Origin of the sequence: Aeromicrobium jepli, from assembly GCF_047246605.1 — a bacterium.
Lineage (GTDB): Bacteria > Actinomycetota > Actinomycetes > Propionibacteriales > Nocardioidaceae > Aeromicrobium.
Map to the genome: position 1 here is coordinate 183,746 of NZ_JBFOKO010000006.1, position 26,356 is coordinate 210,101.

Annotated in this window: 26 protein-coding genes; 9 read left to right on the forward strand and 17 right to left on the reverse strand. The window is 71.0% G+C overall.

What is annotated here, in order from left to right:
* Positions 1–8 precede the first annotated feature (8 nt).
* The 8 genes from AB3M81_RS13215 to AB3M81_RS13250 all read right to left on the reverse strand — a co-directional run bounded on the left by AB3M81_RS13215 (position 9) and on the right by AB3M81_RS13250 (position 5,005).
* Positions 9–335: a hypothetical protein gene (locus AB3M81_RS13215; RefSeq protein WP_412904376.1), complete on the reverse strand. Its 327-nt coding sequence runs from the start codon at positions 333–335 to the stop codon at positions 9–11.
* Between the two features lie 318 nt (positions 336–653).
* Positions 654–1,058, reverse strand: coding sequence for a pilus assembly protein TadG-related protein (locus AB3M81_RS13220; protein ID WP_412904377.1), 405 nt, complete (start codon positions 1,056–1,058; stop codon positions 654–656).
* Positions 1,055–1,471: a hypothetical protein gene (locus tag AB3M81_RS13225; protein WP_412904378.1), complete on the reverse strand. Its 417-nt coding sequence runs from the start codon at positions 1,469–1,471 to the stop codon at positions 1,055–1,057. The genes AB3M81_RS13220 and AB3M81_RS13225 overlap by 4 nt, the downstream gene beginning before the upstream one ends.
* Entirely contained in the window at positions 1,468–1,821 is a 354-nt protein-coding gene (locus tag AB3M81_RS13230; protein ID WP_412904379.1) for a TadE/TadG family type IV pilus assembly protein, read from the reverse strand. Before AB3M81_RS13230 ends, AB3M81_RS13225 begins: the two co-directional genes overlap by 4 nt.
* A 37-nt stretch (positions 1,822–1,858) precedes the next feature.
* Positions 1,859–2,032 carry a hypothetical protein gene (locus AB3M81_RS13235; protein WP_412904380.1) on the reverse strand — a complete coding sequence of 58 codons (174 nt, stop codon included), beginning with the start codon at positions 2,030–2,032 and terminating at the stop codon, positions 1,859–1,861.
* 14 nt (positions 2,033–2,046) lie between these two features.
* Complete coding sequence (locus tag AB3M81_RS13240) at positions 2,047–2,955, reverse strand: type II secretion system F family protein (RefSeq protein WP_412904381.1); 909 nt, start codon at positions 2,953–2,955, stop codon at positions 2,047–2,049.
* Complete coding sequence (locus AB3M81_RS13245; RefSeq protein ID WP_412904382.1) at positions 2,952–3,806, reverse strand: type II secretion system F family protein; 855 nt, start codon at positions 3,804–3,806, stop codon at positions 2,952–2,954. The genes AB3M81_RS13240 and AB3M81_RS13245 overlap by 4 nt, the downstream gene beginning before the upstream one ends.
* Positions 3,794–5,005: a TadA family conjugal transfer-associated ATPase gene (locus AB3M81_RS13250; RefSeq protein ID WP_412904383.1), complete on the reverse strand. Its 1,212-nt coding sequence runs from the start codon at positions 5,003–5,005 to the stop codon at positions 3,794–3,796. The genes AB3M81_RS13245 and AB3M81_RS13250 overlap by 13 nt, the downstream gene beginning before the upstream one ends.
* Before the next feature lie 255 nt (positions 5,006–5,260).
* Here AB3M81_RS13250 and AB3M81_RS13255 point away from each other — a divergent pair, with 255 nt between their 5' ends.
* Positions 5,261–6,589 (forward strand): CHAP domain-containing protein, encoded by a 1,329-nt coding sequence (locus AB3M81_RS13255; RefSeq protein WP_412904384.1) that lies wholly within the window; start codon positions 5,261–5,263, stop codon positions 6,587–6,589.
* 3 nt (positions 6,590–6,592) lie between these two features.
* Here AB3M81_RS13255 and AB3M81_RS13260 read toward each other — a convergent pair whose 3' ends face one another.
* Both AB3M81_RS13260 and ndk read right to left on the reverse strand, forming a co-directional pair.
* Complete coding sequence (locus AB3M81_RS13260; protein ID WP_412904385.1) at positions 6,593–7,333, reverse strand: 3-keto-5-aminohexanoate cleavage protein; 741 nt, start codon at positions 7,331–7,333, stop codon at positions 6,593–6,595.
* Between the two features lie 4 nt (positions 7,334–7,337).
* On the reverse strand, positions 7,338–7,745 hold the full coding sequence (ndk, locus tag AB3M81_RS13265) for a nucleoside-diphosphate kinase (protein WP_412904386.1): 408 nt from the start codon (positions 7,743–7,745) through the stop codon (positions 7,338–7,340).
* A 38-nt stretch (positions 7,746–7,783) separates the two neighbouring features.
* On the opposite strand from ndk, the gene AB3M81_RS13270 reads away from it, so the two are divergent.
* From AB3M81_RS13270 to AB3M81_RS13290, 5 genes are all read left to right on the forward strand, one after another.
* Positions 7,784–9,460, forward strand: a complete 1,677-nt coding sequence (locus tag AB3M81_RS13270; RefSeq protein ID WP_412904387.1) for a glycoside hydrolase family 13 protein — start codon at positions 7,784–7,786, stop codon at positions 9,458–9,460.
* Between the two features lie 117 nt (positions 9,461–9,577).
* On the forward strand, positions 9,578–10,864 hold the full coding sequence (locus AB3M81_RS13275; RefSeq protein WP_412904388.1) for an ABC transporter substrate-binding protein: 1,287 nt from the start codon (positions 9,578–9,580) through the stop codon (positions 10,862–10,864).
* Entirely contained in the window at positions 10,861–11,793 is a 933-nt protein-coding gene (locus AB3M81_RS13280; RefSeq protein ID WP_412904389.1) for a carbohydrate ABC transporter permease, read from the forward strand. Before AB3M81_RS13275 ends, AB3M81_RS13280 begins: the two co-directional genes overlap by 4 nt.
* On the forward strand, positions 11,793–12,632 hold the full coding sequence (locus AB3M81_RS13285) for a carbohydrate ABC transporter permease (protein WP_412904390.1): 840 nt from the start codon (positions 11,793–11,795) through the stop codon (positions 12,630–12,632). Before AB3M81_RS13280 ends, AB3M81_RS13285 begins: the two co-directional genes overlap by 1 nt.
* 11 nt (positions 12,633–12,643) lie before the next feature.
* The gene (locus AB3M81_RS13290; RefSeq protein WP_412904391.1) at positions 12,644–13,807 is read left to right on the forward strand and encodes an ABC transporter ATP-binding protein; all 1,164 of its coding nucleotides are present in this window, start codon (positions 12,644–12,646) and stop codon (positions 13,805–13,807) included.
* 61 nt (positions 13,808–13,868) lie between these two features.
* Here AB3M81_RS13290 and AB3M81_RS13295 read toward each other — a convergent pair whose 3' ends face one another.
* Genes AB3M81_RS13295 through AB3M81_RS13310 form a run of 4 tightly spaced genes read right to left on the reverse strand, consistent with a single transcriptional unit; the run spans position 13,869 to position 17,123 of the window.
* Positions 13,869–14,732 carry a chromosome partitioning protein ParB gene (locus AB3M81_RS13295; protein WP_412904392.1) on the reverse strand — a complete coding sequence of 288 codons (864 nt, stop codon included), beginning with the start codon at positions 14,730–14,732 and terminating at the stop codon, positions 13,869–13,871.
* Positions 14,725–15,402 (reverse strand): metallophosphoesterase family protein, encoded by a 678-nt coding sequence (locus tag AB3M81_RS13300; RefSeq protein WP_412904393.1) that lies wholly within the window; start codon positions 15,400–15,402, stop codon positions 14,725–14,727. Before AB3M81_RS13300 ends, AB3M81_RS13295 begins: the two co-directional genes overlap by 8 nt.
* A 45-nt stretch (positions 15,403–15,447) precedes the next feature.
* Positions 15,448–15,783, reverse strand: coding sequence for a DUF4233 domain-containing protein (locus AB3M81_RS13305; protein ID WP_412904394.1), 336 nt, complete (start codon positions 15,781–15,783; stop codon positions 15,448–15,450).
* Positions 15,780–17,123, reverse strand: coding sequence for a bifunctional folylpolyglutamate synthase/dihydrofolate synthase (locus AB3M81_RS13310; RefSeq protein WP_412904395.1), 1,344 nt, complete (start codon positions 17,121–17,123; stop codon positions 15,780–15,782). The genes AB3M81_RS13305 and AB3M81_RS13310 overlap by 4 nt, the downstream gene beginning before the upstream one ends.
* 180 nt (positions 17,124–17,303) lie before the next feature.
* Here AB3M81_RS13310 and AB3M81_RS13315 point away from each other — a divergent pair, with 180 nt between their 5' ends.
* Positions 17,304–19,451 (forward strand): MMPL family transporter, encoded by a 2,148-nt coding sequence (locus AB3M81_RS13315; RefSeq protein ID WP_412904396.1) that lies wholly within the window; start codon positions 17,304–17,306, stop codon positions 19,449–19,451.
* Here AB3M81_RS13315 and AB3M81_RS13320 read toward each other — a convergent pair.
* Positions 19,373–20,353: a GNAT family N-acetyltransferase gene (locus AB3M81_RS13320; protein ID WP_412904397.1), complete on the reverse strand. Its 981-nt coding sequence runs from the start codon at positions 20,351–20,353 to the stop codon at positions 19,373–19,375. The two genes, AB3M81_RS13315 and AB3M81_RS13320, sit on opposite strands and share 79 nt — an antisense overlap.
* Before the next feature lie 82 nt (positions 20,354–20,435).
* Here AB3M81_RS13320 and valS point away from each other — a divergent pair, with 82 nt between their 5' ends.
* Positions 20,436–23,012: a valine--tRNA ligase gene (gene valS / locus AB3M81_RS13325; protein WP_412904398.1), complete on the forward strand. Its 2,577-nt coding sequence runs from the start codon at positions 20,436–20,438 to the stop codon at positions 23,010–23,012.
* Between the two features lie 50 nt (positions 23,013–23,062).
* Positions 23,063–23,830: a DeoR/GlpR family DNA-binding transcription regulator gene (locus AB3M81_RS13330; RefSeq protein ID WP_412904399.1), complete on the forward strand. Its 768-nt coding sequence runs from the start codon at positions 23,063–23,065 to the stop codon at positions 23,828–23,830.
* On the opposite strand, the gene AB3M81_RS13335 is transcribed toward AB3M81_RS13330, so the two are convergent.
* A complete protein-coding gene (locus tag AB3M81_RS13335) occupies positions 23,827–24,996 on the reverse strand; it encodes a saccharopine dehydrogenase family protein (RefSeq protein ID WP_412904400.1) in 1,170 nt (389 codons plus the stop codon). The genes AB3M81_RS13330 and AB3M81_RS13335 overlap by 4 nt on opposite strands.
* Positions 24,997–25,042: 46 nt before the next feature.
* Positions 25,043–26,311, reverse strand: coding sequence for an ATP-dependent Clp protease ATP-binding subunit ClpX (gene clpX / locus AB3M81_RS13340; protein ID WP_412904401.1), 1,269 nt, complete (start codon positions 26,309–26,311; stop codon positions 25,043–25,045).
* Between the last annotated feature and the right edge of the window lie 45 nt (positions 26,312–26,356).

Here is a 26,356-nt window from a genome sequence, read left to right on the forward strand (position 1 = left end):
CGGGACGCTCACGCACTGAGCACGCGCCGCCGCACCGCCACGACGTCACTCTCGAGGCGATCGAGTGCGGCCTTGAGGTCGTCGGCGGGCGCGATCGCCTGCAGCACCAGCATCCGAACCACGGTCGAGACCGGCAGGCCACGCTCGTCGGCGTAGGCGGCCAGGTCGGCGAACTCGTCCTCTCGGAACCGCACCTGCAGGTTCCTCGCGCGCGGGCTGCCGCGTCGAACGGCGACGTGTCCGGGAAGCGGAACGTCCGCATCATTCGAGCGCTCGGCACGCTCGGCCGCATCGGCCTCGTCGGCGAGCAGCCGTTCCAGGTCCTTGTCACTCATCCCCCAACGCCCCTCTGTAGATCCGCCGGTCTCGGTCGTTCGATCGCCATCCGTTCACACCGTGCACGGTCCCCTGGTGCTCCAGGACGATCACCGTGACGAGATCGTCGAGCGTGCGCGAGGCACCGATGATCCTCACCGTCCGGCCACTGATGCTGTTGCAGTCCGGCGCTATCGTCACGCGGTCCGGGTCCGACATCGCCTCCGCAGCGACCGCCGTCGAGATGCCGTGCCGGAGCTCCTGTACCGGCCTCGATGCCGCCAATCGACCGCATCGCGACCACCGTAATGCAATTCATTACCTTCCGGCAGGGGCGCTCACTGCTCGAGGCGGAGCTCGCCCGTCGCCTCGGCGCGGATCGTCGCGGAGCTCGGGAAGCCGGGCGGCACGAGCGGCAGCCGGACGGTCCTCGTGAGGTCGACCTCGACTCGGTCCTGCGTGGTGCGGAGCCGCATCGCGACGCCGCGCGGGACGATCCCGCGGACCAGTGCCTGCGCCTCCGTCGCGTCGAGCACCGCCTCTCCGCCGATGCCCCCGGCGTACACACGGTCCCGGTCGAGGCCGTCGGCTGCGTGCAGGGCGACCCGGTCGGCGAGATTCATGAGCTCGCGGCGCTCGAGGAACGCCGCGGACGCGTTCACCACGACCACGACGAGCATGCCGAGCACCGCGAGGAATCCGATCGTCAGCACGGTGACGTTGCCCCGCTCCCCCGCCCTCACGGCGCCGCCCGGTAGCGGCCGAAGGGCTCGGTGTGCGTCGAGTCGACGTCGAACGCGGCGACGGGGTCGCCGAACAGGTCGGGGGCCAGCGGCAGGCGACGCGACGCGCGGACCACCACGACCACCGTGGAGCCAGGCTCGAAGCACGCCGGCTCGCACCGAGTGTCGACGGAGGCGCCCTCGACACCGTGATCCTCGAGCACGAGGTCTGCGGCGACCTGCGCCCGCGACCGCGCGGCGTCGACGCTCCCCGCCTGAATGAACGCGCGCGCCGCGGCCTCGCTCGCCGCCGACACCCCGTACGCCGCGCGCTGCGTCTCGAAGACGGCGATCACGATGTAGACGAGCGGCACGAGCAGCAGCAGCGTCAGCCACGTGAACTCGACGGTCGCGCTGCCGCGCTCGCGATTCACGGCTCCTCCTGCCGGACGGCGTGACCCACGGCCTCGACGGACACGCCCGGGCCCCAGAGTCCGAGTGCCGGCACGTCCCCGCGGATCGTCACCTCGACCACGTCCACTCCGTCCCGGACGGACTGCCGGGCGACGACGGAGTCGGCGTACCGGTCGGCGAGCGTCGTGCGGACGACCTCGCGTGCCCGCTGCCGCGCGGCGTCCGGGCTCGCACCCAGCATGGCCGCCGACCTCGCTCCGTCGGACGCGGCGGCGACCATCGTGTTCCGCACGTGCAGGACGAGAGCGACCTGGGCGATTCCGAGGACGAGTGGCACCAGCACGACGACGACCAGCACGAACTCGGGCACGGCCGCCCCGCGCTCGTTCCGGCGCCGGCATCGCATCTCAGCCGCCGACGGAGGACAGGGCCTGGTTGAGCATCGTCGAGAGGCGCGGCCCGGCGATGGCGGTCAGGCCCGCGACGACTCCCGCCGTCATGAGGGTGATCATCACCCAGCCCGGCACGTCCCCTCGCTCCTCGTACCGACGCCGGTACATCCAGGTGATCAGTGAGTACATCGGTTCTCCTTCATTCAGCCACCCGACGAGAGGTGGAGTCCGACCAGACCGGGAAAGAACGCGAAGGCGATCGTGATGGGCAGGATGAGGAAGACGACCGGGATCATCATGGCGATCTCGCGGCGACCGCCCGTCTCGATCAGGTCGCGCCGGGCCATCTCGCGCACGTCCGCCGCCTGTGCGTGGAGGACGTCGATCAGTGGGGTACCGCGCTCGATCGCGACGGCCATCGCCTCCGCGAACCGGGCGATCGAGGTGACCCCCGTACGGGCGGCGAACTCGTCGAGGGCGGCGACGACCGTGTCGCCGGCGCGGACCTGCGCGAGCACGCGGCCGAGCTCGAGTGACAGGGCGCCATGGCTGACGCGGGTGACCCGCTCGATCGAGGCGACCGGACTCTCGCCCGCGGCGACGGACAGCGCCAGCAGGTCGGCCACCGTGGGGAACTCGGCGCGCAGCCGGGCCTCGTGGGAGCGGACCCGTGCCGAGAGCCATTGGTCGCACGCCAGGCAGCCGCCGACGAGTCCGGCCGCGCACCACAGCAGCAGGGCGACGGCCGGCGGGTGGCTCACGGACCAGGCGACGATCGAGACCGCCACGGTCCCGGCCAGGCCCATCGCGCCCCACGTCGCCTGCGTGAGCCGAAAGGCCTCGACGTCGCCGTCGAGCCCACACGCCCGCAGGCGTCGGGCGATCGCGGCGTTGCTGCCGAGGGACTCGCCGATCGCCGAGGTGAGCCGGCGCCACGACGGGCCGAAGACCTCGCCGAGGAGGTGCCCGGCAGGGCGGCTGGGCGCCGGGTGGACATCCCGCACGTAGGGCAGGACGCGGTCGGCGAGGCTGGGCCGCCGAGCACGGCGCCAGCCCTCGACCGTGAGGAGCACGCCGGTCGCGAGCAGACCGGCGACCACCGCGCCGATCATGCGAGGATCCGCTGCTCGACCGGAAGACGGGCCAGCCGCAGCATGAGCCGGTACGCGACGGCGCAGACGACCGCGCCGCCGACGAGAAGCGTGACCCCGGCCGGGGTCGCGAACCGGGAGATGACGTCCCGCTGGAGGCTCATCGTCGCCAGCACCAGCCACGGCGCCGCGACGGCCAGTCGCGCCGCGCCGACCGTCCAGGACTGCCGGGACTCGATCTCGCCGCGGGTGCGCAGGTCGTCGCGCAGGAACGCCGACAGCGACCGCAGCAGTCGCCCGAGATCGCCTCCGCCGACCTCGCGCGCGATCCGCAGCGCCTCGACCACGCGGTCGCCGACGGGATCCGCCAGCCGGGTCTTGAGCTGGTCGAGGCTCTCGGCGAAGCGGCCGGTCGAGCCGTAGTCCCGCCCGAACTGCACGAACGGTGCGCGCAGCTCCTCCGGGCCGCGTTCGCCGAGCTGGATCAGCGCCTCGGGCAGGGAGAGACCGGCCCGAACGGCGGAGGCGAGGTGATCGACCGCGTCCGGCCAGGCCTGCGCGTGCTCGCGCTGGCGACGCGCCGCGCGACCGCGGAGGAGCGCGAAGGGCGTCCACGCCCCCGCAGCGGCGGCGACCAGTCCGATCGCCGGCAGTCCCGTCACGCCGAGCGCCACCAGCGCGGCCACGATGCCGATGCCCGCCGACGCTCCCAGCACCGAACGCGTGCTGACACCCGGCATCCCGGCCCGCTCGGCGAGACGTCGAACCGGACCGGGTCCGGACGGCGCCAGCCGGCGCGGGGGCCGGGGCGTCCAGTTGTCGAGGACGAGCAGCAGTCCGACGCCGAAGAGGAGCCCGATCAGTGTTCCCACAGCGCACCCGGATCGATCCCGGCGGCCTCGAAGGCCTCCCGTCGCTGGGGCGTGCCCGGGCCGCGCTCGAGCCGTCCGTCGCGGCGGACGAACACCGGCTCAGCCTCGATGACGCCGTTCTCTGACCGCCCGGTGGTGGCCACGATCTCGCGCACCGCGCGGTGGCCGTTCGCGTCGATGCCCGTGTGCACCACCAGGTCGACGGCCGTCGCCACGGTGGGCACGACGAAACTGGCCGACACGTTCTCGCCGGCCAGCAGCGGCAGCGTGCACAGCTTCACCAGCGCCTGCTTCGCCGAGTTCGCGTGGATCGAGGCCATCCCCGGAAGGCCGGAGTTCAGGGCGAGCAGCAGGTCGAGCGCCTCCTCCGCGCGGACCTCGCCGACGATGATGCGGTTCGGCCGCATGCGCAGCGCCTCCTTGAACAGCATCCGCAGCGTGATCTCGCCGGTGCCCTCGAGGCCGGCCTGCCGGGTCTGCATCGCGACCCAGTCCGGATGCCGCGTCTTCAGCTCGAAGACCTCCTCGACCGACACGAGCCGCTGCGTCCCGGGGATCGCTGCAGCGAGACAGTTCAACAAGGTGGTCTTGCCGGCCTGGGTGCCACCGCTGACCACGATGTTGAGGCCCGCCTGGACGCACGTCCGCAGGAAGCCCGCAGCCCGCTCGTCGAGCGTGCCCAGAGTGACGAGGTCGTCGAGACCGGACGCCCTGGCCACGAACTTGCGGATGTTGACGGCGGTGAACCCGCGCGAGATCCCGTCGAGCACGACGTGGAGCCGGTGGCCGCCCGGCAGCATCGCGTCGACGAACGGATGGCTGAGGTCGAGGCGCCGACCGCTCGACGACAGCATCCGCTCGACGAGCTCGCGCACCTGCGCCGCGGTGAGCATGACCGAGGTGAGCTCGTGGCGACCCCCGCGCGCCACGAACACCCGCTCGGGCTCGTTCACCCAGAGCTCCTCGACCTCGGGATCGTCGAGGAACCGCTGCAGCGGCCCGAACCCGACGAGGTCCGACACCAGCTCGCCGACCACCCGGTCGGGCTCGTCGAGCGCGCGTACCGCGCCGGTCAGGCTGCGCTGTTCGTGCTCGGCGACGGCATCGGCCGCCGCGCGGCGCACCGCCTCGACGTCCGTGCGCGGATCGATCCGCCGCTCGCGCACGAGCGCGCGCACGCGGTCCCCCAAGACCTCCATCGCTTCCCCCCGAAAGCCGTTCCCACCCGAACGTTCGCCCGATCCTGCCGGGCACGCCGCGACCGGGGCAAGGCCCTTTCGGCGCCTGTGGACGAACGTGCCGCGTCCGTCCACAGCGGCTGTGACGGACGGTCGCCCAGGGACGCAAGTGACGCCACAAGTGCCGCAGGTCACACCTCAGGGCACCCATTCGGAGACCACGCTTGTTCCGCGCGCAGATGTGCATCCGTGACGGATGTGATGCACGCTTTCGTCATGACTCGCGTCGCACGCCGGTGGGGCCTCGCTGTGTCTCTGGCCCTCATCCCGTCCCTGATGACCGTCCCCAGCCACGCCTCCGAGCCGACCGCCGAGCCGTCGCCGACCACCTCGGTCGAGACCGAGCCCGTCGAGGCGACCCCGACCACCGAGCCGACTCCGGAGCCCACCGCGGCACCGACCACCGCAGCACCCGCGCCGGTCCAGCGCCAGGCAGCGAAGGGCGCCGCGGCCTCGACGCGGAAGGCCGTCGGCGCGCCCACCCGCAAGTACTGGGTGAGCCTGCGCCTCAACAGCGGCAACGAGCCGCGCGTCTTCACGCGCGAGAACTTCTGGCTGCGCGGGCGCGTCTTCACCACGAAGGGCAAGCCTCAGGCGAACGTCGCGGTGCGCATCTACCGCGACACGAAGAAGGGCCGCACCAAGGTCGCCACCGTCCGCACCGCGAAGGACGGCTCCTACATCTGGTCGCCCACCAACCGCCGCGCCGGCACCTACCGCGCCGTCGCCACCAAGGTCCGCTACTCGCCCAAGGTCACGGTCAAGGTCCAGACCGGCCGCCGCACGCTCGCCTCGCGTGAGAAGTCGCTGTCCTTCCTGCTGGGCGGCAAGAAGGGCACGCTCAAGCGCTCCGGCAAGGTCACCTGGCAGGAGTACGCCAAGGCGATCCTGATCCAGTACGGCACGCGCACGTGGGTCGTCCGCGGCGCCGCCGTCGGACGCGTCCGCGCGCACGGCGGCCCGGCCGGCTCGCTCGGCGCGCCCACCGGCGACATCCGCTGCGGCCTGCCCGAGCGCGGCTGTCTGCAGCAGTTCCGCACCGGCGCCGTCTACGTCAACAGCAAGGCCAAGCACAAGGTCACCTCGGCCGTCGCGCCCAAGCTCGGTGCCGCCGACCTCGTCGCCGTCGCGAAGTCGCAGGTCGGCTACCGCGAGAGCGCGCCGCGCAAGAGCAAGTACAACAAGTGGATCGGCCGCACCGGCCCGTACGACCCGTGGTGCGGCTTCTTCACCTCGTGGCTCGCGTACGCGGCAGGCAAGCCCGGCTCGGTCATCAAGGCCAAGTCCTACCCGGCCCTGCTGAAGGCGGAGCGCAAGCGCGGCCGCACCACCAACACGGCTCGTGTCGGCCGTCTCGCCTACATCGGCTACTTCCGCAAGGGCAGCCCCACGCACGTCGGCATCGTCCAGAAGGTCTCCGGCAGCCACGTGTGGGTCATCGAGGGCAACGTCTCGGCCGGCGGCGGCACGAAGCATCCGCGCGGCGTGCACCTGGTCAAGCGGCCCAAGTCGGACGTCGTCTTCTACGCCGACCCGAAGTACTGACGGCTAGGCCAGCTCCTCGGCCAGCTCGCGCGCGGCGCGCACGAGGCTCGCATTGTCGGGCGCGTGCGCGCCGTCCGGCAGCAGCAGCGTGTCCTCGAAACCGATCCGCGTCTGCAGCCCCAGCCGCAGCGCGTGCCGCAGCGCCGGCCACACCGACGTGCCCTCGCCGTGCAGCAGGATCGGCACGTGCGGGCTGACGGCCCGCACTCCGCCGATCATCCGCTGCGCCAGCTCGACCGTCTTGTCCTCGTCGATGCCGTCGGGCAGCTCCAGCAGGACCCGGCGCATCTCGTCGCGCACGGGCGAGGCAGCCCAGACCTCGACGTCCTCGAGCGTCCACAGCCCCGCCTCGATGCCGATGTCGCGCTCCATGAGCGCCTCGACCACGGCGAGCGCCCCGACCTCGTGCCAGTTGACCGAGGCCACGTCGGGCAGCACCGACCAGGCGTGGATCGCCTCGACGCGCGCGGCCGGGTCGGGCAGCGCCCAGGCACCCGTCGTGATGCTGATCGGCAGGCCCGGCGCGACCACCTTGCACGCGGTGATCACGGCGTCGACCGTGTCCGGGTCGAACGTGTCCAGCCCGTCGTCGCCCTTCGCGTGCAGGTGGACGGCGTCGGCGCCGGCCAGCACCACCGCGTGGACGTCGTCGGAGATCTGCGCGGGCGTCACCGGCAGGGCCGGATGGACCGCCGGCGGGCGCGCGCCGTTGACGCAGGCCTGGATCAGGATCGGCCTGCGCACGGGGTCACAACCCCGGGAACCAGAGGGAGATCTCGCGCGCCGCCGACTCCTCGGAGTCGGACGCGTGCACGAGGTTCTCGCGGTTGGAGAGCGAGAAGTCGCCGCGGATCGTCCCCGGCGCGGCCTTGCGGCCGTCCGTGGCGCCGTTCAGGGCGCGCACCACGTCGATCGCCTCGTCACCCTCGAGCACCATCGCGACGAGCGGCCCGGAGGTCGCGAACGCCCGCAGCGGCGGGTACCAGGGCTGCTCGACGTGCTCGGCGTAGTGGGCGTCGGCCATCTCGGCATCGATCGACCGGTGCTCCATCGCGACGATGCGCAGGCCCTTGGTCTCGTACCGCGAGAGCACGGCCCCCACCAGGCCGCGTGCGACCGCATCGGGTTTGATGAGAACAAGCGTGCGCTGCGTCATGAGCACAACCTATCCCGCGCGCTGTTCGAGGAGCTCCCATGGTCGACAGCACCCCCGCCCGCAACGACGCGTGGTGGCGCGACGCCGTGATCTACCAGGTCTACCCGCGCTCGTGGGCGGACAGCGACGGCGACGGCATCGGTGACCTGCCCGGCATCACGTCCCACCTGGACCACCTCGCCACGCTCGGCGTCGACGCGGTCTGGCTCTCGCCCTTCTACACGAGCCCGCAGAACGACGCCGGCTACGACGTGGCCGACTACCGCGACGTCGACCCGCTCTTCGGCACCCTCGAGGACTTCGACGCCCTCACAACCCGCGCCCACGAGCTGGGCATGCGCGTCATCGTCGACCTCGTCCCCAACCACTCCTCCAGCGAGCACGAGTGGTTCCGGGCCGCGCTCGCCGCCGAGCCCGGCAGCCCCGAGCGCGCCCGCTACATCTTCCGCGACGGCCGCGGCGACGGCGGCGAGTTCCCGCCCAACAACTGGCAGAGCACGTTCGGCGGCCCCGCGTGGACGCGCACGACCAACCCCGACGGCACGCCGGGCCAGTGGTACCTGCACCTGTTCGACCCGACGCAGCCCGACTTCGACTGGAACAACCCCGAGGTCCAGGAGGAGTTCCGCTCGATCCTGCGCTTCTGGCTCGACCGCGGCGTCGACGGCTTCCGCATCGACGTCGCCCACGGCCTGCACAAAGAGGAGGGCCTGCCCGACGCGCCCGCCGACTACGACATCGCCACCGACCCCACCTCGGTCCAGCCCATGTGGGACAAGCCCGAGGTCCACGACGTCTACCGCGACTGGCGCCGCGTCGTCGACGAGTACCGCGTCGAGGGCGAGGACGCCGACCGCATCCTCGTGGCCGAGGCGTGGGTCGTGCCGAGCGAGTCGCTCGCCAAGTACGTCCGCGCCGACGAGCTGCACCAGTCGTTCAACTTCGGCTACCTCATGACGCCGTGGCGCGCGAAGGACCAGCGCGAGTCGATCTCGGCGGCCCTCGCCGCGACGGCCGCCGTCGGCGCGCCTCAGACGTGGGTGCTGTCCAACCACGACGTCCCCCGTCACGCCTCGCGACTGTCCTACGACATCGACAAGCCCACTCGCGTGCTGGGCATCGGCCCCGACCACCCGCAGCCCGACGCGGAACTGGGCCTGCGCCGCGCCCGCGCCGCCACCTCGGTCATGCTCGCGCTGCCGGGATCGGCCTACCTGTACCAGGGCGAGGAGCTGGGCCTGCCCGAGGCGACCACCCTGCCGCCCGAGGTCCGCCAGGACCCCACGTTCGCGCGCACGAACGGCGAGGACGTCGGCCGCGACGGCTGCCGCGTGCCCGTCCCGTGGCACGCCGACCAGCCCGCCTACGGCTTCAACTCGACCGGCAAGACGTGGCTGCCGCAGCCCGAGGTCTACGGCGACCTCGCCCCCAACCGCCAGGACGGCGTCGCCGGCAGCACGCTGGAGATGTACCGCCGGCTGCTGTCGATGCGGCGCAAGTACGCCCTGGGCCGCGGCGAGCTGCACTGGCAGGACCTCGGCGAGGACGTGCTGGCCTTCACGAACGTGACCCCCAGCGGCCGCCGCATGCAGGTCATCACGAACTTCGGCCAGGAGCCCATCGACCTGCCGCACGGTGAGCTGCTCTCGGTGAGCGGACCGCTCGCCGGACACCGCCTGCCGACCGACACGACGGCCTGGATCGTCCCGGGCTGACGAAACCCTCACGTTGGGCTTGCGGGTTTCACCCGGCCGCCGTACGTTCGTGTGAGCGGCGTCACATTTCTCCAGGTCGCACGCCGCCGGCTCTCGGGGGAAGGTCGGGTGGTGCACGTGACATGGCGAACCGGAAAGGCCCGTCGAGGACTCGGCCTCGCGGCCGCAGCGACGCTCATCGCGTCGTTGGCGGCGTGCGGCAGCGGTGACGACGGCGGGGTCCCCACGATCAACCTGTTCGGCGGCGCGTCCGCGACCGGCTTCGACAAGCTGATCGAGGACTGCAACCAGCAGGCCGACGGCGAGTACAAGATCGTCGGCAACCTCGTCCCCAGCGACGCGGACGGCCAGCGCGAGCAGCTGGTCCGCCGCCTCGCCGCCGGCGACGAGGGCATGGACCTGCTGGGCATGGACGTCGTCTGGACCGCCGAGTTCGCCGAGGCCGGCTGGATCCTGCCGCTGACCGATGCGCAGCGCGAGGAGGCGTCCAAGGACACCCTCGAGGTGCCGCTCGAGACGGCCACGTGGAAGGACAAGCTGTACGGCATCCCGAAGCACACCAACGCCCAGCTCATGTGGTACCGCAAGTCCCTCGTCGAGAAGGTCGGCAACGGCGAGCCGCCGAAGACCTGGGACGAGATGTTCGACATGGCCGAGAAGCTCAAGGCCGAGGGCGATCCGTACGAGATCGGCTTCACCGGCGCCCGCTACGAGGGCCTCGTCGTCGGCTTCAACACGATCCTGTCGTCGTTCGGCGGCACGATCGTCAACGAGGACAGCACCGAGACCACGATCGACGACAAGACGACCGACGCGCTCGGCCTGCTGCAGCGCCTCGCCACGTCGGGGCTGGCCAGCCGGTCCCTGTCGAACTCGCAGGAGCCCGAGGTCTTCGCCCAGCTGCAGAACGGCTCGTCCGCGTTCAGCCTCAACTGGCCCTACGTCGGCAGCGCGATGAAGGAGGCCAGCCCCGAGATCGCCGAGGACCTGGGCTTCGCCAAGTTCCCCGCGGCCGTCGAGGGCCAGCCCTCCAAGGTCACGGTCGGCGGCATGAACTTCGGCATCAGCAAGTTCAGCCAGCACCCGGAGGAGGCGTTCGACGCGGCGATGTGCCTGCGCTCGCCGGAGCACCAGCTGGCGCACGCGCTGACCGCCGGTGAGCCGCCCGTCAACGAGAAGGTCTTCGACGAGCCGGAGTTCAAGGAGGCGTACCCGCAGGGCCCGATCCTGCTGGAGTCCCTCGAGACCGCCAGCTCGCGACCGATCTCGCCGGTCTACCAGAACATCTCGACCATCATCTCGTCCACGCTGTCGCCGCCGTCGAGCATCAAGCCCGAGGACACGGCGAAGAAGCTCGACAGCTCCATCACGGACGCGATCGCGGGGAAGGGGATCCTGCCATGAGCGTCATCGAGAAGACCCTCCAGGAGGACGACGAGGGCACGCGGATCGCGCAGCAGCGCCACAGTGAGGGCAAGCGAGCCGAGCGGCGCCTCGGCCTGATGCTCGTGGCGCCGGCCGTGATCCTCATGCTCGCGGTCACGGCCTACCCGATCCTCTACGCCATCTACCTGTCGCTGTTCCGCGCCGACCTGCGGACCCCGGACGAGAACGAGTTCGTCGGCCTCGACAACTACGTCACCGTCCTGACCAGCGACATCTGGTGGCAGGCCTTCGGCTTCACGCTCCTGCTGACCGTGGTCAGCGTGGCGTTCGAGCTGGCGCTCGGCATGGGCCTGGCGATCGTCATGCACCGCACGATCGTGGGCCGCGGACTCGTCCGCACGTCCGCCCTCGTGCCGTACGCGATCGTCACCGTCGTCGCCGCGTTCAGCTGGCGCTTCGCCTGGAGCCAGGACATCGGCTGGCTCGCCGGCGACAACGCACCGCTGACCGGCCAGTGGAGCTCGTTCTGGATCATCGTCCTGGCCGAGGTCTGGAAGACCATCCCGTTCATGGCGCTGCTGCTCATGGCGGGCCTGGCGCTCGTGCCCGACGACCTCATGAAGGCCGCCTCCATGGACGGCGCGTCGGCCTGGCAGCGGTTCTGGAAGGTCACGGTCCCGCTCATCAAGCCGTCGATCCTCGTGGCCGTCCTGTTCCGCACGCTGGACGCGTTCCGCGTCTTCGACAACATCTACGTCCTGACCAGCGGCGCCAACGAGACGTCCAGCGTCTCGATCGTCGCCTACAACAACCTGATCCGAGGCCTCAACCTCGGCATCGGCTCGACGATGTCGGTGCTGATCTTCATCACGATCGCGATCATCGCGGTCATCTTCGTCAAGCTGTTCGGCGCCGCCGCTCCCGGCTCCGACGAGGGGAGGCGCTGATGAGCACCACGACCGAGACCACCAAGAGCCGGGCGATCTGGTGGGGCGTGAACGCACTGGTCCTGATCTACGCGTTCATCCCCGTCGTGTGGATCGTCTCGCTGTCCCTGAAGCCGGACTCCATCCTCAACGACGGCTCCTTCCTGCCGAGCCAGATCACCGGCGAGCACTACCAGGCGATCTTCAAGAACGACGACTTCACGCGCGCGCTGATCAACTCGATCGGCATCTGCCTGATCTCGACGTTCATCGCGATCGTCGTCGGCACGATGGCCGCCTACGCGGTGGCCCGCCTGGACTTCCCGGGCAAGAAGTTCGTGGTCGGCGCCTCGCTCATGATCGCGATGTTCCCGCAGATCGCCCTGGTCACGCCGCTGTTCAAGATCCTGACCGGGATCGGGCTGTTCGACACGTGGCTCGGCCTGATCATCCCCTACATCACGTTCGCCCTGCCGCTGGCGATCTACACGCTGAGCGCGTTCTTCCGCGAGATCCCCTGGGAGCTCGAGAAGGCCGCCAAGATGGACGGCGCCACGCCGTACCAGGCGTTCCGCAAGGTGATCGCGCCGCTGGCCATGCCGGGCGTGTTCACCACCGCCATCCTCGTGTTCATCTCGTGCTGGAACGACTTCCTGTTCGCGATCTCGCTGACCTCCAGTGAGCGCTCGCGCACCGTTCCAGCGGCCCTGAGCTACTTCACGGGTGCCACGACCTTCGAGAAGCCCACCCAGTCGATCGCGGCGGCCGCGGTGGTCATCACGATCCCGATCGTCATCTTCGTCCTCTTCTTCCAGCGCCGGATCGTTGCCGGCCTCACCAGCGGCGCCGTCAAGGGCTGAAAGGAATCATCATGGCTGAAATCGTCCTGGACCACGTCGTCAAGCGGTACCCCGACGGGGCGCTCGCCGTCGAGGACTTCAACCTCCAGATCGCCGACGGCGAGTTCATCATCCTGGTGGGCCCGTCCGGCTGCGGTAAGTCCACGACCCTGAACATGATCGCGGGCCTCGAGGACATCACCACCGGCGAGCTGAAGATCGACGGCACGGTCGTCAACGACAAGGCGCCCAAGGACCGCGACATCGCGATGGTGTTCCAGTCCTACGCCCTGTACCCCCACATGACGGTCTACGAGAACATGGCGTTCCCGCTGACCCTGGCCGGCGTGGACAAGTCCACGATCCAGCAGAAGGTGCAGGAGGCGGCGCGCATGCTCGAGCTCGAGCAGCACCTCGAGCGCAAGCCGTCCAACCTCTCCGGTGGCCAGCGCCAGCGCGTCGCGATGGGCCGCGCGATCGTCCGCAGCCCCAAGGCGTTCCTCATGGACGAGCCGCTGTCGAACCTCGACGCCAAGCTGCGCGTCCAGATGCGCACGCAGGTCGCGCGGATCCAGAAGAACCTCGGCACCACCACGGTCTACGTCACCCACGACCAGACCGAGGCCATGACGCTGGGCGACCGCGTCGTCGTCATGCGCGCCGGCAAGATCCAGCAGGTCGGCTCGCCGACCGAGCTGTACGACCGCCCGAACAACCTGTTCGTCGCGGGGTTCATCGGCAGCCCGTCGATGAACTTCCTCAGCGCGACGATCGACGGCGACACGCTGCGCACGGCGCTGGGCGACCTGCCGGTGCCGGACTCGGCCCGCGCCTCGCTGCAGTCGGGCAGCGCGAGCCGCGACGTCATCGTGGGCATCCGCCCCGAGCACTTCGAGGACGCCTCGCTCGTCGCCCCGGACGCTCCCGGGGCCCGGGTCGGCGCGACGATCGACCTCGTCGAGCAGATGGGCTCGGACGTCTACGCGTACTTCACGGTCGAGGGCGGCGCCGACAACGCCGACCTGGCGGACCTGGCGAAGGACGCGGGCCAGGACATGACCGGCGAGGGCACGCAGATCAACGCGCGCCTCAGCGCCGAGTCGAAGGTGTCGGCCGGCGAGCGCGCCGAGCTGTACGTCGACACGTCGAAGATCGCGGTCTTCGACGCGGCCAGCGGCGAGAGCATCACCGCCTGACGGGCGGCGCACCCGACGAGAGGGCCCGGTCCACGCGGACCGGGCCCTCTCGCGTCCGGGACTAGCTGCGCCGCTTGGCGCGCTTGCGGGCCTGGCCCTTGATCTGGTTCATGATCTCGCGGTCCCACAGGTGCTCGCGGATGAGCCGGTACCGCTCCCCCGCGACGCGCATGTAGGCGTCGGCCTCGGTCTCGTCCTCGCCCCTGAGACCCGCGTCCGAGATGAGCTCGAGTACCGGGACGTACTCCTCCTCGAGCCAGCGCCGCGCCATCTCCTGCTTGTCCATGAGCGCGGCCTCGGCCTGCATCCGGCGGGCGGCCCAGGCCTCGACCATCTCGGCGAGCACGCCGTAGGCGTACGGCTCAGAGACCGTGACCTTGCCGCGCCACGACTTCTCCAGCGGCACGCGCTGCAGGAAGAGCTTGCGCCACAGCTTCATCTCGAGGTCGGTGCGGCGGCCGAAGTCACGCGGCTCCAGCAGCGTCTGGACCTCGGTGACCTCGGCCTCGATGAGCTTGAGCCGCAGCGCGCGGGCCACGGAGACGCGGTGGTGGCCGTCGCGCACGAAGTAGTAGTCGCCCAGCTTGTAGACGTCGATCGGCGGGATCTCCTCGCCGACGCGGCTGGCCCGGGCGATGCGCTCCCACCGCGCACGGCTCTTGTCCGAGGTCGGCCGGAAGCGGCGGTCGAAGTCGCGGACCTTGTCGACCGAGCCGATGATCGCGTCGAGCGGGATCAGCTGCAACCCCACCCGGCGCTCGCCACGACGGCCGAGTGCCTCGACGACCTCGTCGAACGACAGTGCGCGCGAGGTGTCCTCGTGGTCCCCGCGCAGGCGGGCGGCGAGCGCCGACAGCGTCTGCAGCCGGCGGGCCCGCATGAAGTCGCTCTCGGCGTCGATCCGCGCCGATCCTGAGTCAGCCATGTCCCATCACCCGCTCGAGCTGCGGTTCGATCTCCATCAGCCGGTACGGCACGACGTTGCGGATCGTCGTGTCCCCGATCGTGCGGTCGGGCTGCTTCTGGCCGAACGGGTGGATGTGCCCGTGCAGGTGCCATGTCGGCCGGAGCTGCTCGATCACCTCGTGCAGGGCCGTGAAGCCCTGGTGCGGCAGGTCGTCGTCCTCGCCGTCGCCGAGCCCGCGCGGCGGCGAGTGCGTCAGCAGCACGTCGACGCCGCCCCCGCGCTTGCCCACGAGCTTCAGCAGCCGCCGGGCGCGCTTGGTGAACTCGTCGTCGGTGTACTGGTTGGGGCCGTCGTTGTAGCGGATGCTGCCGCCCAGTCCCGCGATCCGCAGGCCGGCCAGGTCGACGATCGCCTCGTCCACGTTCGTGCACCCGAGCGGGCGCGGGTCCTCGTGCGGCAGGCCGTTGCCGGTGAGCCAGCCCTTGAAGCCCGCCGCGGGCGACTCGACCTCGGGGTCGTGGTTGCCGGGGACGAAGCCGACCGGCACGTCGAGCATCGACGAGAGGAACTCGAGGTAGTCCCACGGGAGGTCACCGGCGCCGAGGACGAGGTCGGGGTGCATGGCGCGGACCCCGGCGTCATGGATCACCGGCGAGATCTCGTCGGCCACCACGAGCACGCGCACCATGACTCCAGCCTACGTGCGCTCCGTACGTCGTCGCGAGGGCTGCGGCTACTCCCCCGCGGCGGCCCAGCGAGCCTTGTCGGCCTCGATCCGGCGGCCCAGGAAGAACGCGCCGAGCCACAGCGCGAGGAACATCAGGCCGATGAAGAACATGATCGGGACGAGGAAGCCCGTGGCGATCGTGGCGACCTGGATGAGGTGGCCGACGACGTAGGCCCACGGCCTGCGCAGCATCCCGGCCACGAGGATGCACAGCACCGCGAGGCCGCCGCCGATCAGGGCGGCGACGGACGCCGGGACGTCCTCGACCGTGATCATGACGGGGATCGCCAGGCCGAGGATGATCGCCTGCAGCGCGAGCATCGTGGCGCACATGTGCCTCATGCGGGGTCGCTCCCCTTCAGCAGCGTGCGGGCCTCGCCCACCGTGACGACCGAGCCCGTGACGATGACGCCGCCGGAGCCGATCGCGTCGCGGAACTCCTCGCTCGAGGCGTCGGCGAAGGAGATGGCGCGCTCGAGGGCGTCGTCGAGGCGCGGGACCACGGTGACGCGCTCCTCGCCGAACAGGCCGGCGGCGATGTCGCCGAGCTCCTGCGCGGTCATCGACCGCTCGGTGCTGTTCTGGGTGCAGATCACGTGGGCGACGACCGGCTCGAGCTCGCGCAGGATCTCCTCGGCGTCCTTGTCGGCCATCACGCCGACCACGCCGATGAGCGGGTTGAACGTGAACTCGTCGCCGATCGACTCGACCATCGCCCGCACGCCGTGCGGGTTGTGGGCCGCGTCCAGGACGATCGTGGGGCTGCGCCGGACGATCTCGAGGCGGCCCGGCGACGTCACGGCGCCGAAGCCCGTGCGGATCAGCTCGGGGTCGAGCTCGGCGTCGCCGGTGAAGACCTCGACGGCGGCCAGGGCGAGCGCGGCATTGCGTGCCTGGAACTCGCCGTGCAGCGGCAGCAGGATGTCCTCGTAGCGGCCCTTGACGCCCTGGATGGTGAACATCTGGCCGCCGACGGCCGCGGTGCGCGACTCGACGCCGAAGTCGGCGCCCTCCAACACGACCGGTGCGCCCACCTCGGCGGCGCGGGTCAGCATGACCTCGAGGACCTCGCCCGGCTGCGACGCCATCACGAGGCGGCCGCCGGGCTTGATGATCCCCGCCTTCTCGACGGCGATCTCGGCCGGCGTGTCGCCGAGATACTTGGTGTGATCCAGGTCGATCGGCGTCACCACGGCGACGGACGCGTCAGCGACGCTGGTGGCGTCCCACGCGCCGCCCATGCCCACCTCGACGACGGCGACGTCGACGGGCGCGTCCGCGAACGCCGCGTAGCCCATCGCGACGAGCATCTCGAAGAAGCTGAGCGGGTGCTCCTGGTCGCGATCGACGAGGTCGGCGTAGACGGCCACGTCGGCGTAGGCATCGACGAAGAGCTCGTCGCTGAGCGGCTCGCCGTCGATGCAGATGCGCTCGTTGATGCGCTGCAGGTGCGGGCTGGTGAAGCGACCCGTGCGCAGGTCGAGGGCGCGCAGCAGCGCGTCGATCATCCGGCTCGTGGAGGTCTTGCCGTTCGTGCCCGTCAGCTGCACGACCGGCTGGGCGTTCTGGGGGTCGCCCATCAGCTCGCAGATGGCGCGGATCCGGTCGAGCGACGGCTCGAGCCGGGTCTCGGGCCAGCGCGACAGCAGGGCGAGCTCGACTTCGGGGTACGTGGGCCTCATCGGCTCCAGTATCCCAGTGCGTTCCGCACGGGTCACCTTGCCGCCGCCCGGCCGCCCGGGACGGTCCCGGCCGGGCCGCGGGAGGGGCCTGCGAGACGGCTGTGACCGGGGTGGAAACGGAGGTTCGAATCAGGGAAATCCCCCATGTTCACAGGGTTCCGGCCGGAGCAGACTGGACGGATGAATCGACAGGTCGCCGGGTGGATCACCCATCGCTGGGTCAAGTGGGGCGTCCTCGCCCTCATGCTCGTCTTCGTCGCCGGACTCGGGATGTACGGGGGCAAGCTGGCCGAGGTGCAGGACAACGACATCGCGTCATGGCTCCCCGACGAGGCGGAGTCGACGCAGGTCATCGAGAAGGCCGGCGAGTTCTACGACGAGGACATGGCGCCCGCCATCGTCCTGCTCACGTCCGACGGGCCGGTCACGCCGCAGGACCTCGCCGCGGCGCAGGCGGCCGCTCGGGACATCGGGGACCTCTCGGACGTCCCGCTGGGCGAGGTCGTCGGGCCGATCCCCAGCGAGGACGGCGAGGCGATCCAGCTGATCGTCCCGCTCGTCCTGGACGAGGAGGGCTGGGAGGACCTGCCCGACTGGATCGACGACATCCGGTCGGCGACGACGGACGCGGTCGCCAACACGGACCTGCGGGTCGACATCGGCGGACCCGCCGGGCTCGGCGCCGACCAGGCCGAGGCGTTCGCCGGCATCGACGGGATCCTGCTGCTCGCCGCGGTCGGCGTCGTCATCGTCATGCTGCTGCTGACGTACCGCAGCCCGATCCTGTGGCTCATCCCGCTGTTCTGCGGGCTCATGAGCGTCTTCGCCGCCCAAGGACTGGTGTACCTGCTGGCGAAGCAGGGCCTGACCGTGAACGGCCAGAGCGCCGGCATCCTCAGCGTCCTCGTCCTGGGCGCCGGCATCGACTACGCGCTGCTGCTCGTCGCCCGCTACCGCGAGGAGCTGCGGCGCTTCGAGGACCGCCATGAAGCGATGGCCCACGCGCTGCACCGCGCCGCCCCGGCGATCTTCGCCAGCGGCAGCACCGTCATCATCGGCCTGCTGTGCCTGACGTTCGCGCAGATGAACTCGACGGCCGGGCTCGGACCCGTCGGCGCCGCCGGCATCGCCGTCGCCCTGCTGCTCATGCTCGTCCTGCTGCCGGTCCTGCTGGTCATCTTCGGCCGCTGGGTGTTCTGGCCGTTCATCCCGCACTTCGGCGACCCGCAGCGGACGGACGACGGCCTGTGGGCCCGGGTCGGCCGGCGCATCGCGAAGGCGCCGCGGGCCGTCTGGGTCGTGACGACACTCGTGCTGCTGGCGCTGTCGTTCGGCGTCGTCAAGCTGGACGCGACCGGCCTGACGAACGCCGAGGCGTTCACCACGACGCAGCCCTCGGTCGTCGCCGAGGAGCGCATCGCCGAGCACTTCCCCGCCGGGGCGGGCGAGCCGGTCCAGGTCATCATCAACGCGGCGCAGGCGGGCGAGGTGCGCGAGGCGCTCGCCGGCGTCGAGGGCATCGCGGCCGGCTCGGTCACACAGCCGCGCGACAGTGGCGACCTGGCCTACCTCGAGGCGACGCTGTCGGTGCCCGCGGACTCCGCCGCCGCGCGGACGGCGATCGAGGACGCCCGCGACGCGGTTCACGCCATCGACGGCGCGGACGCCCTCGTGGGCGGCAACACCGCGCTCAACCTCGACGTCCAGGACGCCTCGGCGCAGGACAACCGGCTGATCATCCCGATCATCCTCGTGGTGGTCCTGCTCGTGCTCATGGTCCTGCTGAGGTCGATCGCCGCGCCGCTCATGCTCCTCGGCACGGTCGTGCTGTCGTTCGCCGCCGCCATGGGCATCAGCGCCCTGGTCTTCCACTACGTGTTCGACTTCGCCGGGGCGGACTCGTCGTTCCCGCTGTTCGCGTTCGTCTTCCTCGTCGCGCTGGGCATCGACTACAACATCTTCCTGATGACCCGCGTGCGCGAGGAGTCGATCGTGCACGGGACCCGGCGCGGCGCGCTCATCGGCCTCGCCGCGACGGGCGGCGTGATCACGTCGGCCGGCCTGGTGCTGGCGGGCACGTTCTCGGCCCTGGCGACCCTGCCGATCGTGTTCCTCGCCGAGCTGGGGTTCGCCGTCGCGATCGGCGTCCTGCTGGACACGATCATCGTCCGGTCGGTGCTGGTGACCGCGCTCAACCTCGACATCGGCCGGCACATCTGGTGGCCGAGCCGGCTGTGGCGGACCGAGGGTCAGCGCTCGGCGAAGTCCGACGACAGCAGCGCCCACACGCCGGTGTCGGTCCACTCGCCCTTGGACCAGAGGTCCTGACGGAAGCGCGCCTCCTCCCGCATGCCGAGTCGGCGGCACAGTGCCGCCGACTCGGTGTTGCGCGGATCGAGATCGGCCACGACCCGGTGGATGCCGAGCCGGCCGAACACCCATGACAGCAGCGCCGTGGCGCCCTCGGTGGCGTAGCCGTTCCCCTGGTGGTCGGGGTGCACCGTCCAGCCGATGCTCGCGGTGAGGTTGTCCAGCGAGGCGATCCGCAGGTACAGGTGCCCCAGGAGGGCACCGTCCTCGCGGCGCTCCACGCCCAGCTGGAGGTAGTCGCCCTCGGCACGCAGCCGGTCCGCGCGCGACCAGTGGGCGACGCGGTCGGCGACGTCCTCGCGGGTCCGCGGACCCCACGTCATGAAGCGGGCCACGTCCTCGCGCGACTGGTACGAGTGCACGACGTCGACGTCGTCGGGCGTCATGAGCCGCAGCCGCAGGCGCTCGGTCTCGAGGGGACGGTCGAACCGGGCGGGGCGGAAGCGCGAGCGCACCTCGGGCAGCTCGAGCATGCGGCGGGCCAGCGGCGCGAGCCGGTCGCCCAGGGCGGCCGCCTCCTCGCGGGTGAACCAGCGCGCCTCGGCGATCTCCGCCGCGGCCGACACGTCGGCCTCCAGGCGCAGCGCGAAGACGTCGGCCGTGAGGTGGTGGCCCGGCTCGTTCGCGGCGTCGGCCTCGAACCGGCCCCACACCGCGAGGTCGTCCGGGTCGACCTCCACGAGCAGCTCCTCGGCCAGCTCGCGCACGAGCGCCTCGACCGGCTCCTCCCCCGGCTCGGGCTTGCCGCCGGGCTGCATGAACACCTGCGATCCGTGCTTGCGGACCATGAGGATCCGGTCGTCGGGGTCGGTCGTGAACGCCGCCACGACGTGGATCGTCGGCCTGCCTGCCTCGGTCATCTGATCGCCTCCGCGGACCATCCTCCACGACCGCGGGCGCCGCGGGCCCGGGCACCCGCCGCGCCACGTAGAATCGACCCTCGTGACGACACAGAGCCGCGTTCCCGAGAAGCCCGTCCTCGAAGGCCTCGAGGAGAAGTGGGTCGGCGTATGGGCCGAGCAGGGCACCTACGCGTTCGATCGCAGCAAGACGCGCGACCAGGTCTACTCGATCGACACCCCGCCCCCGACGGTGTCGGGCTCGCTCCACGTGGGTCACGTCTTCAGCTACACGCACACCGACGTGGTGGCGCGCTACAAGCGCATGCGCGGCTTCGAGGTCTTCTACCCGATGGGCTGGGACGACAACGGCCTGCCCACCGAGCGCCGCGTCCAGAACTACTACGGCGTCCGCTGCGACCCGTCGCTGCCGTACGACCCCGACTTCACGCCGCCGGCCAAGCCGGACCCGAAGAAGCAGGTCCCGATCAGCCGCCGCAACTTCATCGAGCTGTGCAACGAGCTGGTCGTCCGTGACGAGCAGGTCTTCGAGAAGCTGTGGCGCACGCTCGGCCTCTCGGTCGACTGGTCGCAGACCTACACGACGATCGGCCACGACGCGCAGGCCACGAGCCAGCGCGCGTTCCTGCGCAACCTCTCGCGCGGCGAGGCCTACAGCCAGGACGCCCCCACGATGTGGGACGTCACGTACCAGACGGCGGTCGCCCAGGCCGAGCTCGAGGCGCGTGACTACCCGGGCCACTACTACCGCGTCTCGTACCACCTGGCCGACGGCCGGAAGGTGTGGATCGAGACCACCCGCCCCGAGCTGACGCCCGCCGCCGTCGCGCTCATCGCGCACCCCGACGACGAGCGGTACCAGCACCTGTTCGGCACGACCGCGCACTCGCCGCTGTTCGGCGTCGAGGTGCCCGTGCTCGCGCACACGCTCGCCGACCCCGAGAAGGGCTCGGGCATCGTCCACTGCTGCACCTTCGGCGACCTGACCGACGTCCAGTGGTGGCGCGAGTTCGACCTGCCCAACCGCACCGTGATCGGCCGCGACGGCCGCATCCTGCGCGAGGTCCCCGAGTGGATCGCCGGCGGGCCGGGCGAGGGCGTGTACGCCGAGCTCGCGGGCAAGACCACGTTCAGCGCGCGCGAGGCGATCGCGGCCGCGCTCCGGGAGTCCGGCGACCTCGACGGCGAGCCGCAGGCGACCGAGCGCAAGGCGAACTTCTACGAGCGCGGCGACAAGCCGCTCGAGATCGTCTCGACGCGCCAGTGGTACATCAAGAACGGCGGCCGCGACGCCGAGCTGCGCCAGCACCTGGTCGACCTCGGCAACGACATCGACTGGCACCCGGGCTACATGCAGTCGCGCTACACGAACTGGATCGAGGGTCTCAACGGCGACTGGCTGGTCAGCCGCCAGCGCTTTTTCGGCATCCCGTTCCCGGTCTGGTACCGCCTGGACGAGGACGGCGAGCCGGACTACGACTCGCCCATCCTCGCGCCCGAGTACGACCTGCCGGTCGACCCGGCCTCGCAGGCCCCGGCCGGCTACGAGGAGTCCCAGCGCGGCAAGCCGGGCGGCTTCATCGCCGATCCCGATGTGCTCGACACGTGGGCCACGTCCTCGCTGACGCCGCAGCTCGTGTGCGGGTGGGAGCGCGACCTCGACCTGTTCGAGCGCACGTTCCCGATGGACCTGCGGCCGCAGGGCCACGACATCATCCGCACGTGGCTGTTCTCCACGGTCGTGCGCTCCAACCAGGAGTTCGGCCAGGTGCCGTGGAAGCACACCGCGCTCTCGGGCTTCGTGGTCGACCCCGACCGCAAGAAGATGTCCAAGTCCAAGGGCAACGTCGTCGTCCCCGACGAGATCCTCGACAAGTTCGGCGCCGACGCCGTGCGCTGGCGTGCCGCCGGCGCCCGCCCGGGCGCGGACTCGCCGTTCGACGAGACACAGATGAAGGTCGGCCGCCGCCTCGCGATGAAGGTGCTCAACGCGAGCAAGTTCGTCGTGGCGCCCGTCGACCAGTACGGCCTCGGCGCCGACGCGTCGCTGCTGGACCCGGCGCTCGTGACCGAGCCGCTCGACCGTGCCCTGCTGACCGGCCTGCGCGACGTCGTCGAGGCCGCCACGGCGCACTTCGAGGCCTACGACTACACCTCGGCGCTCGAGGTCACCGAGAAGTTCTTCTGGGACTTCTGCGACGACTACCTCGAGCTGGTCAAGGAGCGCGCGCGTCGCGAGGACGAGGCCGGCACGTCGGCCAAGGCCACGTTCGTGCTCGCCCTGTCGGTGCAGCTGCGCCTGCTGGCGCCGTTCCTGCCGTACGTGACCGAGGAGGTCTGGTCGTGGTGGCAGGAGGGCTCGATCCACCGCGCCGCCTGGCCGGCCGTCGACGCCGACCTCGCCGTCGAGACGTTCGACGCGCGGCTGCTCGGCGTGGCCGGCGAGGCGCTGGCGGGCATCCGCGGCGCCAAGTCGACCGCCAAGGTCAGCCAGCGCACCGAGGTCACGCACGTCGCCGTCGCCGGTGACGCCGCCACGCTCGAGCTGCTGGAGTCGGCGCTGCCCGACGTGCGCGCCGCCGGCCGCATCGTCGGCGACGTCGAGACCAAGGCCGCCGAGGGCGCCCTCGTGGTCGAGGCCACGCTCGCCGACGCCTGATCGCGTTAGACTCCCACGGGAAGCCACACGGCACCACAGGGGGAGGTCACGTGTACGCAGCGGAACGACAGGTCCTGCTCGCGGAGCGGCTGACGCAGCACGGCCGCGTGTCGGTCCACGAGCTGGCCGCCGAGCTGTCCGTGTCCACCGAGACGATCCGGCGCGACCTGGCCGTCCTGGAGCGCGCGGGCACGGCTCGACGGGTCCACGGCGGCGCGGTCCTGTCGACTGCCTACTCGCGCCTCGAGGCCACCCTGGCCCAGCGCACCGGCGAGCGGCCCGAGCTGAAGGCCCGCATCGCGCGTGCCGCCTCGGCGTTCCTGCCCGAGGCCGGCGGCAGCGTCCTGCTCGACGGCGGCAGCACCGTGGCGCACCTGGCCGAGCTGCTTCCCGTGGACCGGCGGCTGACGGTGCTGACGCACAGCGTCGCCACCGCCCACCAGCTGCTGGGCCACGACGGCATCGCGCTGCACACGATCGGCGGGCGCATCCGCGAGGTCACCGGCGTCGCGGTCGGCCAGCCGACGGTCGAGGCACTGCGGGGGACGCGTGCGGACGTGGCGTTCATCGGCACCAACGGGATCTCGGCCGAGCACGGCTTCAGCACGCAGGACGCCGAGGAGGCGGCCGTGAAGCGCGCGCTGCTGACGTCGGCGCGCACCACCGTCGTCCTGGCCGACTCCACCAAGTTCGGTCCCGAGCAGGTGTTCTCGTTCGGCGCACTGGCCGACGCCACCGCGGTCGTCACCGACGACGGCATCGACGCCCAGGACAAGGCGATGCTCGAGGAGGCCGGCGTCGAGGTCGTCCTGGCCTAGGCGCCGTCCGGCTCCACGACCCGCGCCGAGAAGTCGATCCCGGCGTTCTGCAGGCGGTTGACCAGCGCCGAGCCCATCGCCACCGCCGTCGTGGTCTGGCCCGCGACCTCGGGCAGCTCGTCGAACGCCAGGCACATCGCCGACTCGGCCAGCATCTTCGAGGTCTCGGTGTAGCCGGGGTCGCCGCCGCGCACGGTCGAGACGACCTTCCTGCCGCCGCCCTCCCCCACCAGGGTGAGGGTGAACCACGACGCCGCACGCTGCTCCTCGCTGGGCCCGTCCCCCGACGCCTTGAGCCGCATCAGCAGGGCCTTGACCGGCGGGATCTGCGCGCCGACCGCCACCGCGCCCAGCACGGGCGCCGCGAGCGCCAGCATGCGACGCGTCCGGAAGTGCGCGTAGTGCTCGTACGTGAAGTCCGGCCCGTAGCGGTCCAGCGCCCGCGCGGACCGCAGGACGATCTGGGGGTCGAGGGTCGGCAGCGGGACGCCGAAGCCCTTCACGGGCGGCTCCGCGCGACCCGGGGAGCCGCCACCGCGGACGCGTCGCCCGGCGGGACGGCGCTCCTTCGCACGGCGGCGCTTCGCGGCGGCCTGCGAGCCGCGGAACTGCGAGATCTGGCCCAGGGCCGACTGGTACGTGCCGGCCGAGAACGACGCCTTGGCGCGGATGTAGCCCTTGATCGTGATCGGCACGCCCGTGGGCAGCTGGTCGATCGTGTACAGGACGCCGAGGTCGTACGGGATGGAGTCGAACCCGCACGCGTGCACCAGGCGGGCGCCCGTCCGGACCGCGGTCTCGTGGTGCTTGAGCCACATCTCGTCGACGAACTGCGGCTCGCCGGTGAGGTCGACGTAGTCGATCCCGGCCTCGGCGGCGGCCTTGACGGCCGGCTCGCCGTGCTGCAGGTACGGGCCGACGGTGCTGATCAGCACGCGCGTGTCCGCGGCCATCCGGGCCATGGACTCCTCGTCGGCCAGGTCCGCGACGACGATCTCCGGAGCGGTCCGGCCGGTCGCGGCGATGCGCGCCGCGACCTGCTCGAGCTTGGCGCGCGTGCGGCCCGCGATCGCCCACGTGGCCCCGTGGGGCAGGTGCACGGCGAGGTAGTCGGCGGTCAGCCCGCCGGTGAAGCCCGTGGCCCCGAAGAGCGTGATGTCGACCATGGGTCGACGCTACCGCGCGCCGCACGGCGGCGACATCGGCGGAGCGTCAGCTGGCGCGCTTGTTGGCCCCGTCGTGCGTGATCACGCGCGGGCCGGACTGGCCGCGGACGGTCTCGGCGGTCACGATCACCTTGGCCACGTCGTCGCGGCTGGGGATCTCGTACATGACGTCCTGCAGCGCGTCCTCGACGATCGAGCGCAGGCCACGGGCGCCGGTGTCGCGCTCGAGGGCCAGGTCGGCCATCGCCTCGCACGCCTCGTCCGTGAACTCCAGCTCGACGTCGTCGATCGCGAACAGCCGGATGTACTGCTTCGTGAGCGCGTTGCGCGGCTCGGTCAGGATCGACACGAGCGCCTTCTTGTCCAGCTTGTTGACCGCCGCGATGACCGGCAGACGGCCGATGAACTCGGGGATCAGGCCGAACTTGAGCAGGTCGGTCGGGACGACCTTCGACAGCTTCTGCGCCTCGTCGTCGGGCACGGTGGCGGTGATGTCGGAGTTGAAGCCGAGCGTCTTCTTGCCGCTGCGCTGCTCGATGATCTGGTCCAGGCCGGCGAACGCGCCGCCCACGATGAACAGGACGTTCGTCGTGTCGATCTGGATGAACTCCTGGTGCGGGTGCTTGCGGCCGCCCTGCGGGGGCACCGAGGCGGTGGTGCCCTCGAGGATCTTCAGCAGCGCCTGCTGCACGCCCTCGCCGGACACGTCGCGGGTGATCGACGGGTTCTCGCTCTTGCGGCTGATCTTGTCGATCTCGTCGATGTAGATGATGCCCGTCTCGGCCTTCTTGACGTCGTAGTCGGCGGCCTGGATGAGCTTGAGCAGGATGTTCTCGACGTCCTCGCCGACGTAGCCGGCCTCGGTCAGCGCGGTGGCGTCGGCGATCGCGAACGGGACGTTCAGCATGCGCGCCAGCGTCTGGGCGAGATAGGTCTTGCCGCAGCCCGTGGGTCCGACCATGAGGATGTTGGACTTGGCCAGCTCGACGTTCTCGTCCTTGTTGAGCCGGCCGGAGGCCTGCGCCTGCACGCGCTTGTAGTGGTTGTAGACGGCGACGGCGAGGGACTTCTTGGCGCCCTCCTGGCCGACGACGTAGGTGTTGAGGAACTCGTAGATCTCGGCCGGCTTGGGCAGCTCACCGAGGCTCACCTCGGCGCCCTCGGCGAGCTCCTCCTCGATGATCTCGTTGCACAGGTCGATGCACTCGTCGCAGATGTAGACGCCGGGGCCGGCGATGAGCTTCTTGACCTGCTTCTGGCTCTTGCCACAGAAGGAGCACTTCAGCAGGTCGGCGGTTTCACCAATGCGGGCCATGCGTGTTTCCTGTCGTTTCCGAACGGTCCCCCCACGATGCCACAA

Excerpts from the sequence above, each read along its gene's own strand:
- AB3M81_RS13215 (WP_412904376.1), bottom strand. The coding sequence starts at position 335 with ATGAGTGACAAGGACCTGGAACGGCTGCTCGCCGACGAGGCCGATGCG.
- AB3M81_RS13235 (WP_412904380.1), bottom strand. The coding sequence starts at position 2,032 with ATGTACTCACTGATCACCTGGATGTACCGGCGTCGGTACGAGGAGCGA.
- AB3M81_RS13240 (WP_412904381.1), bottom strand. The coding sequence starts at position 2,955 with ATGATCGGCGCGGTGGTCGCCGGTCTGCTCGCGACCGGCGTGCTCCTC.
- AB3M81_RS13250 (WP_412904383.1), bottom strand. The coding sequence starts at position 5,005 with ATGGAGGTCTTGGGGGACCGCGTGCGCGCGCTCGTGCGCGAGCGGCGG.
- AB3M81_RS13255 (WP_412904384.1), top strand. The coding sequence starts at position 5,261 with ATGACTCGCGTCGCACGCCGGTGGGGCCTCGCTGTGTCTCTGGCCCTC.
- ndk (WP_412904386.1), bottom strand. The coding sequence starts at position 7,745 with ATGACGCAGCGCACGCTTGTTCTCATCAAACCCGATGCGGTCGCACGC.
- AB3M81_RS13270 (WP_412904387.1), top strand. The coding sequence starts at position 7,784 with ATGGTCGACAGCACCCCCGCCCGCAACGACGCGTGGTGGCGCGACGCC.
- AB3M81_RS13280 (WP_412904389.1), top strand. The coding sequence starts at position 10,861 with ATGAGCGTCATCGAGAAGACCCTCCAGGAGGACGACGAGGGCACGCGG.
- AB3M81_RS13285 (WP_412904390.1), top strand. The coding sequence starts at position 11,793 with ATGAGCACCACGACCGAGACCACCAAGAGCCGGGCGATCTGGTGGGGC.
- AB3M81_RS13290 (WP_412904391.1), top strand. The coding sequence starts at position 12,644 with ATGGCTGAAATCGTCCTGGACCACGTCGTCAAGCGGTACCCCGACGGG.
- AB3M81_RS13295 (WP_412904392.1), bottom strand. The coding sequence starts at position 14,732 with ATGGCTGACTCAGGATCGGCGCGGATCGACGCCGAGAGCGACTTCATG.
- AB3M81_RS13300 (WP_412904393.1), bottom strand. The coding sequence starts at position 15,402 with ATGGTGCGCGTGCTCGTGGTGGCCGACGAGATCTCGCCGGTGATCCAT.
- AB3M81_RS13305 (WP_412904394.1), bottom strand. The coding sequence starts at position 15,783 with ATGAGGCACATGTGCGCCACGATGCTCGCGCTGCAGGCGATCATCCTC.
- AB3M81_RS13310 (WP_412904395.1), bottom strand. The coding sequence starts at position 17,123 with ATGAGGCCCACGTACCCCGAAGTCGAGCTCGCCCTGCTGTCGCGCTGG.
- AB3M81_RS13315 (WP_412904396.1), top strand. The coding sequence starts at position 17,304 with ATGAATCGACAGGTCGCCGGGTGGATCACCCATCGCTGGGTCAAGTGG.
- AB3M81_RS13320 (WP_412904397.1), bottom strand. The coding sequence starts at position 20,353 with ATGACCGAGGCAGGCAGGCCGACGATCCACGTCGTGGCGGCGTTCACG.
- AB3M81_RS13335 (WP_412904400.1), bottom strand. The coding sequence starts at position 24,996 with ATGGTCGACATCACGCTCTTCGGGGCCACGGGCTTCACCGGCGGGCTG.
- clpX (WP_412904401.1), bottom strand. The coding sequence starts at position 26,311 with ATGGCCCGCATTGGTGAAACCGCCGACCTGCTGAAGTGCTCCTTCTGT.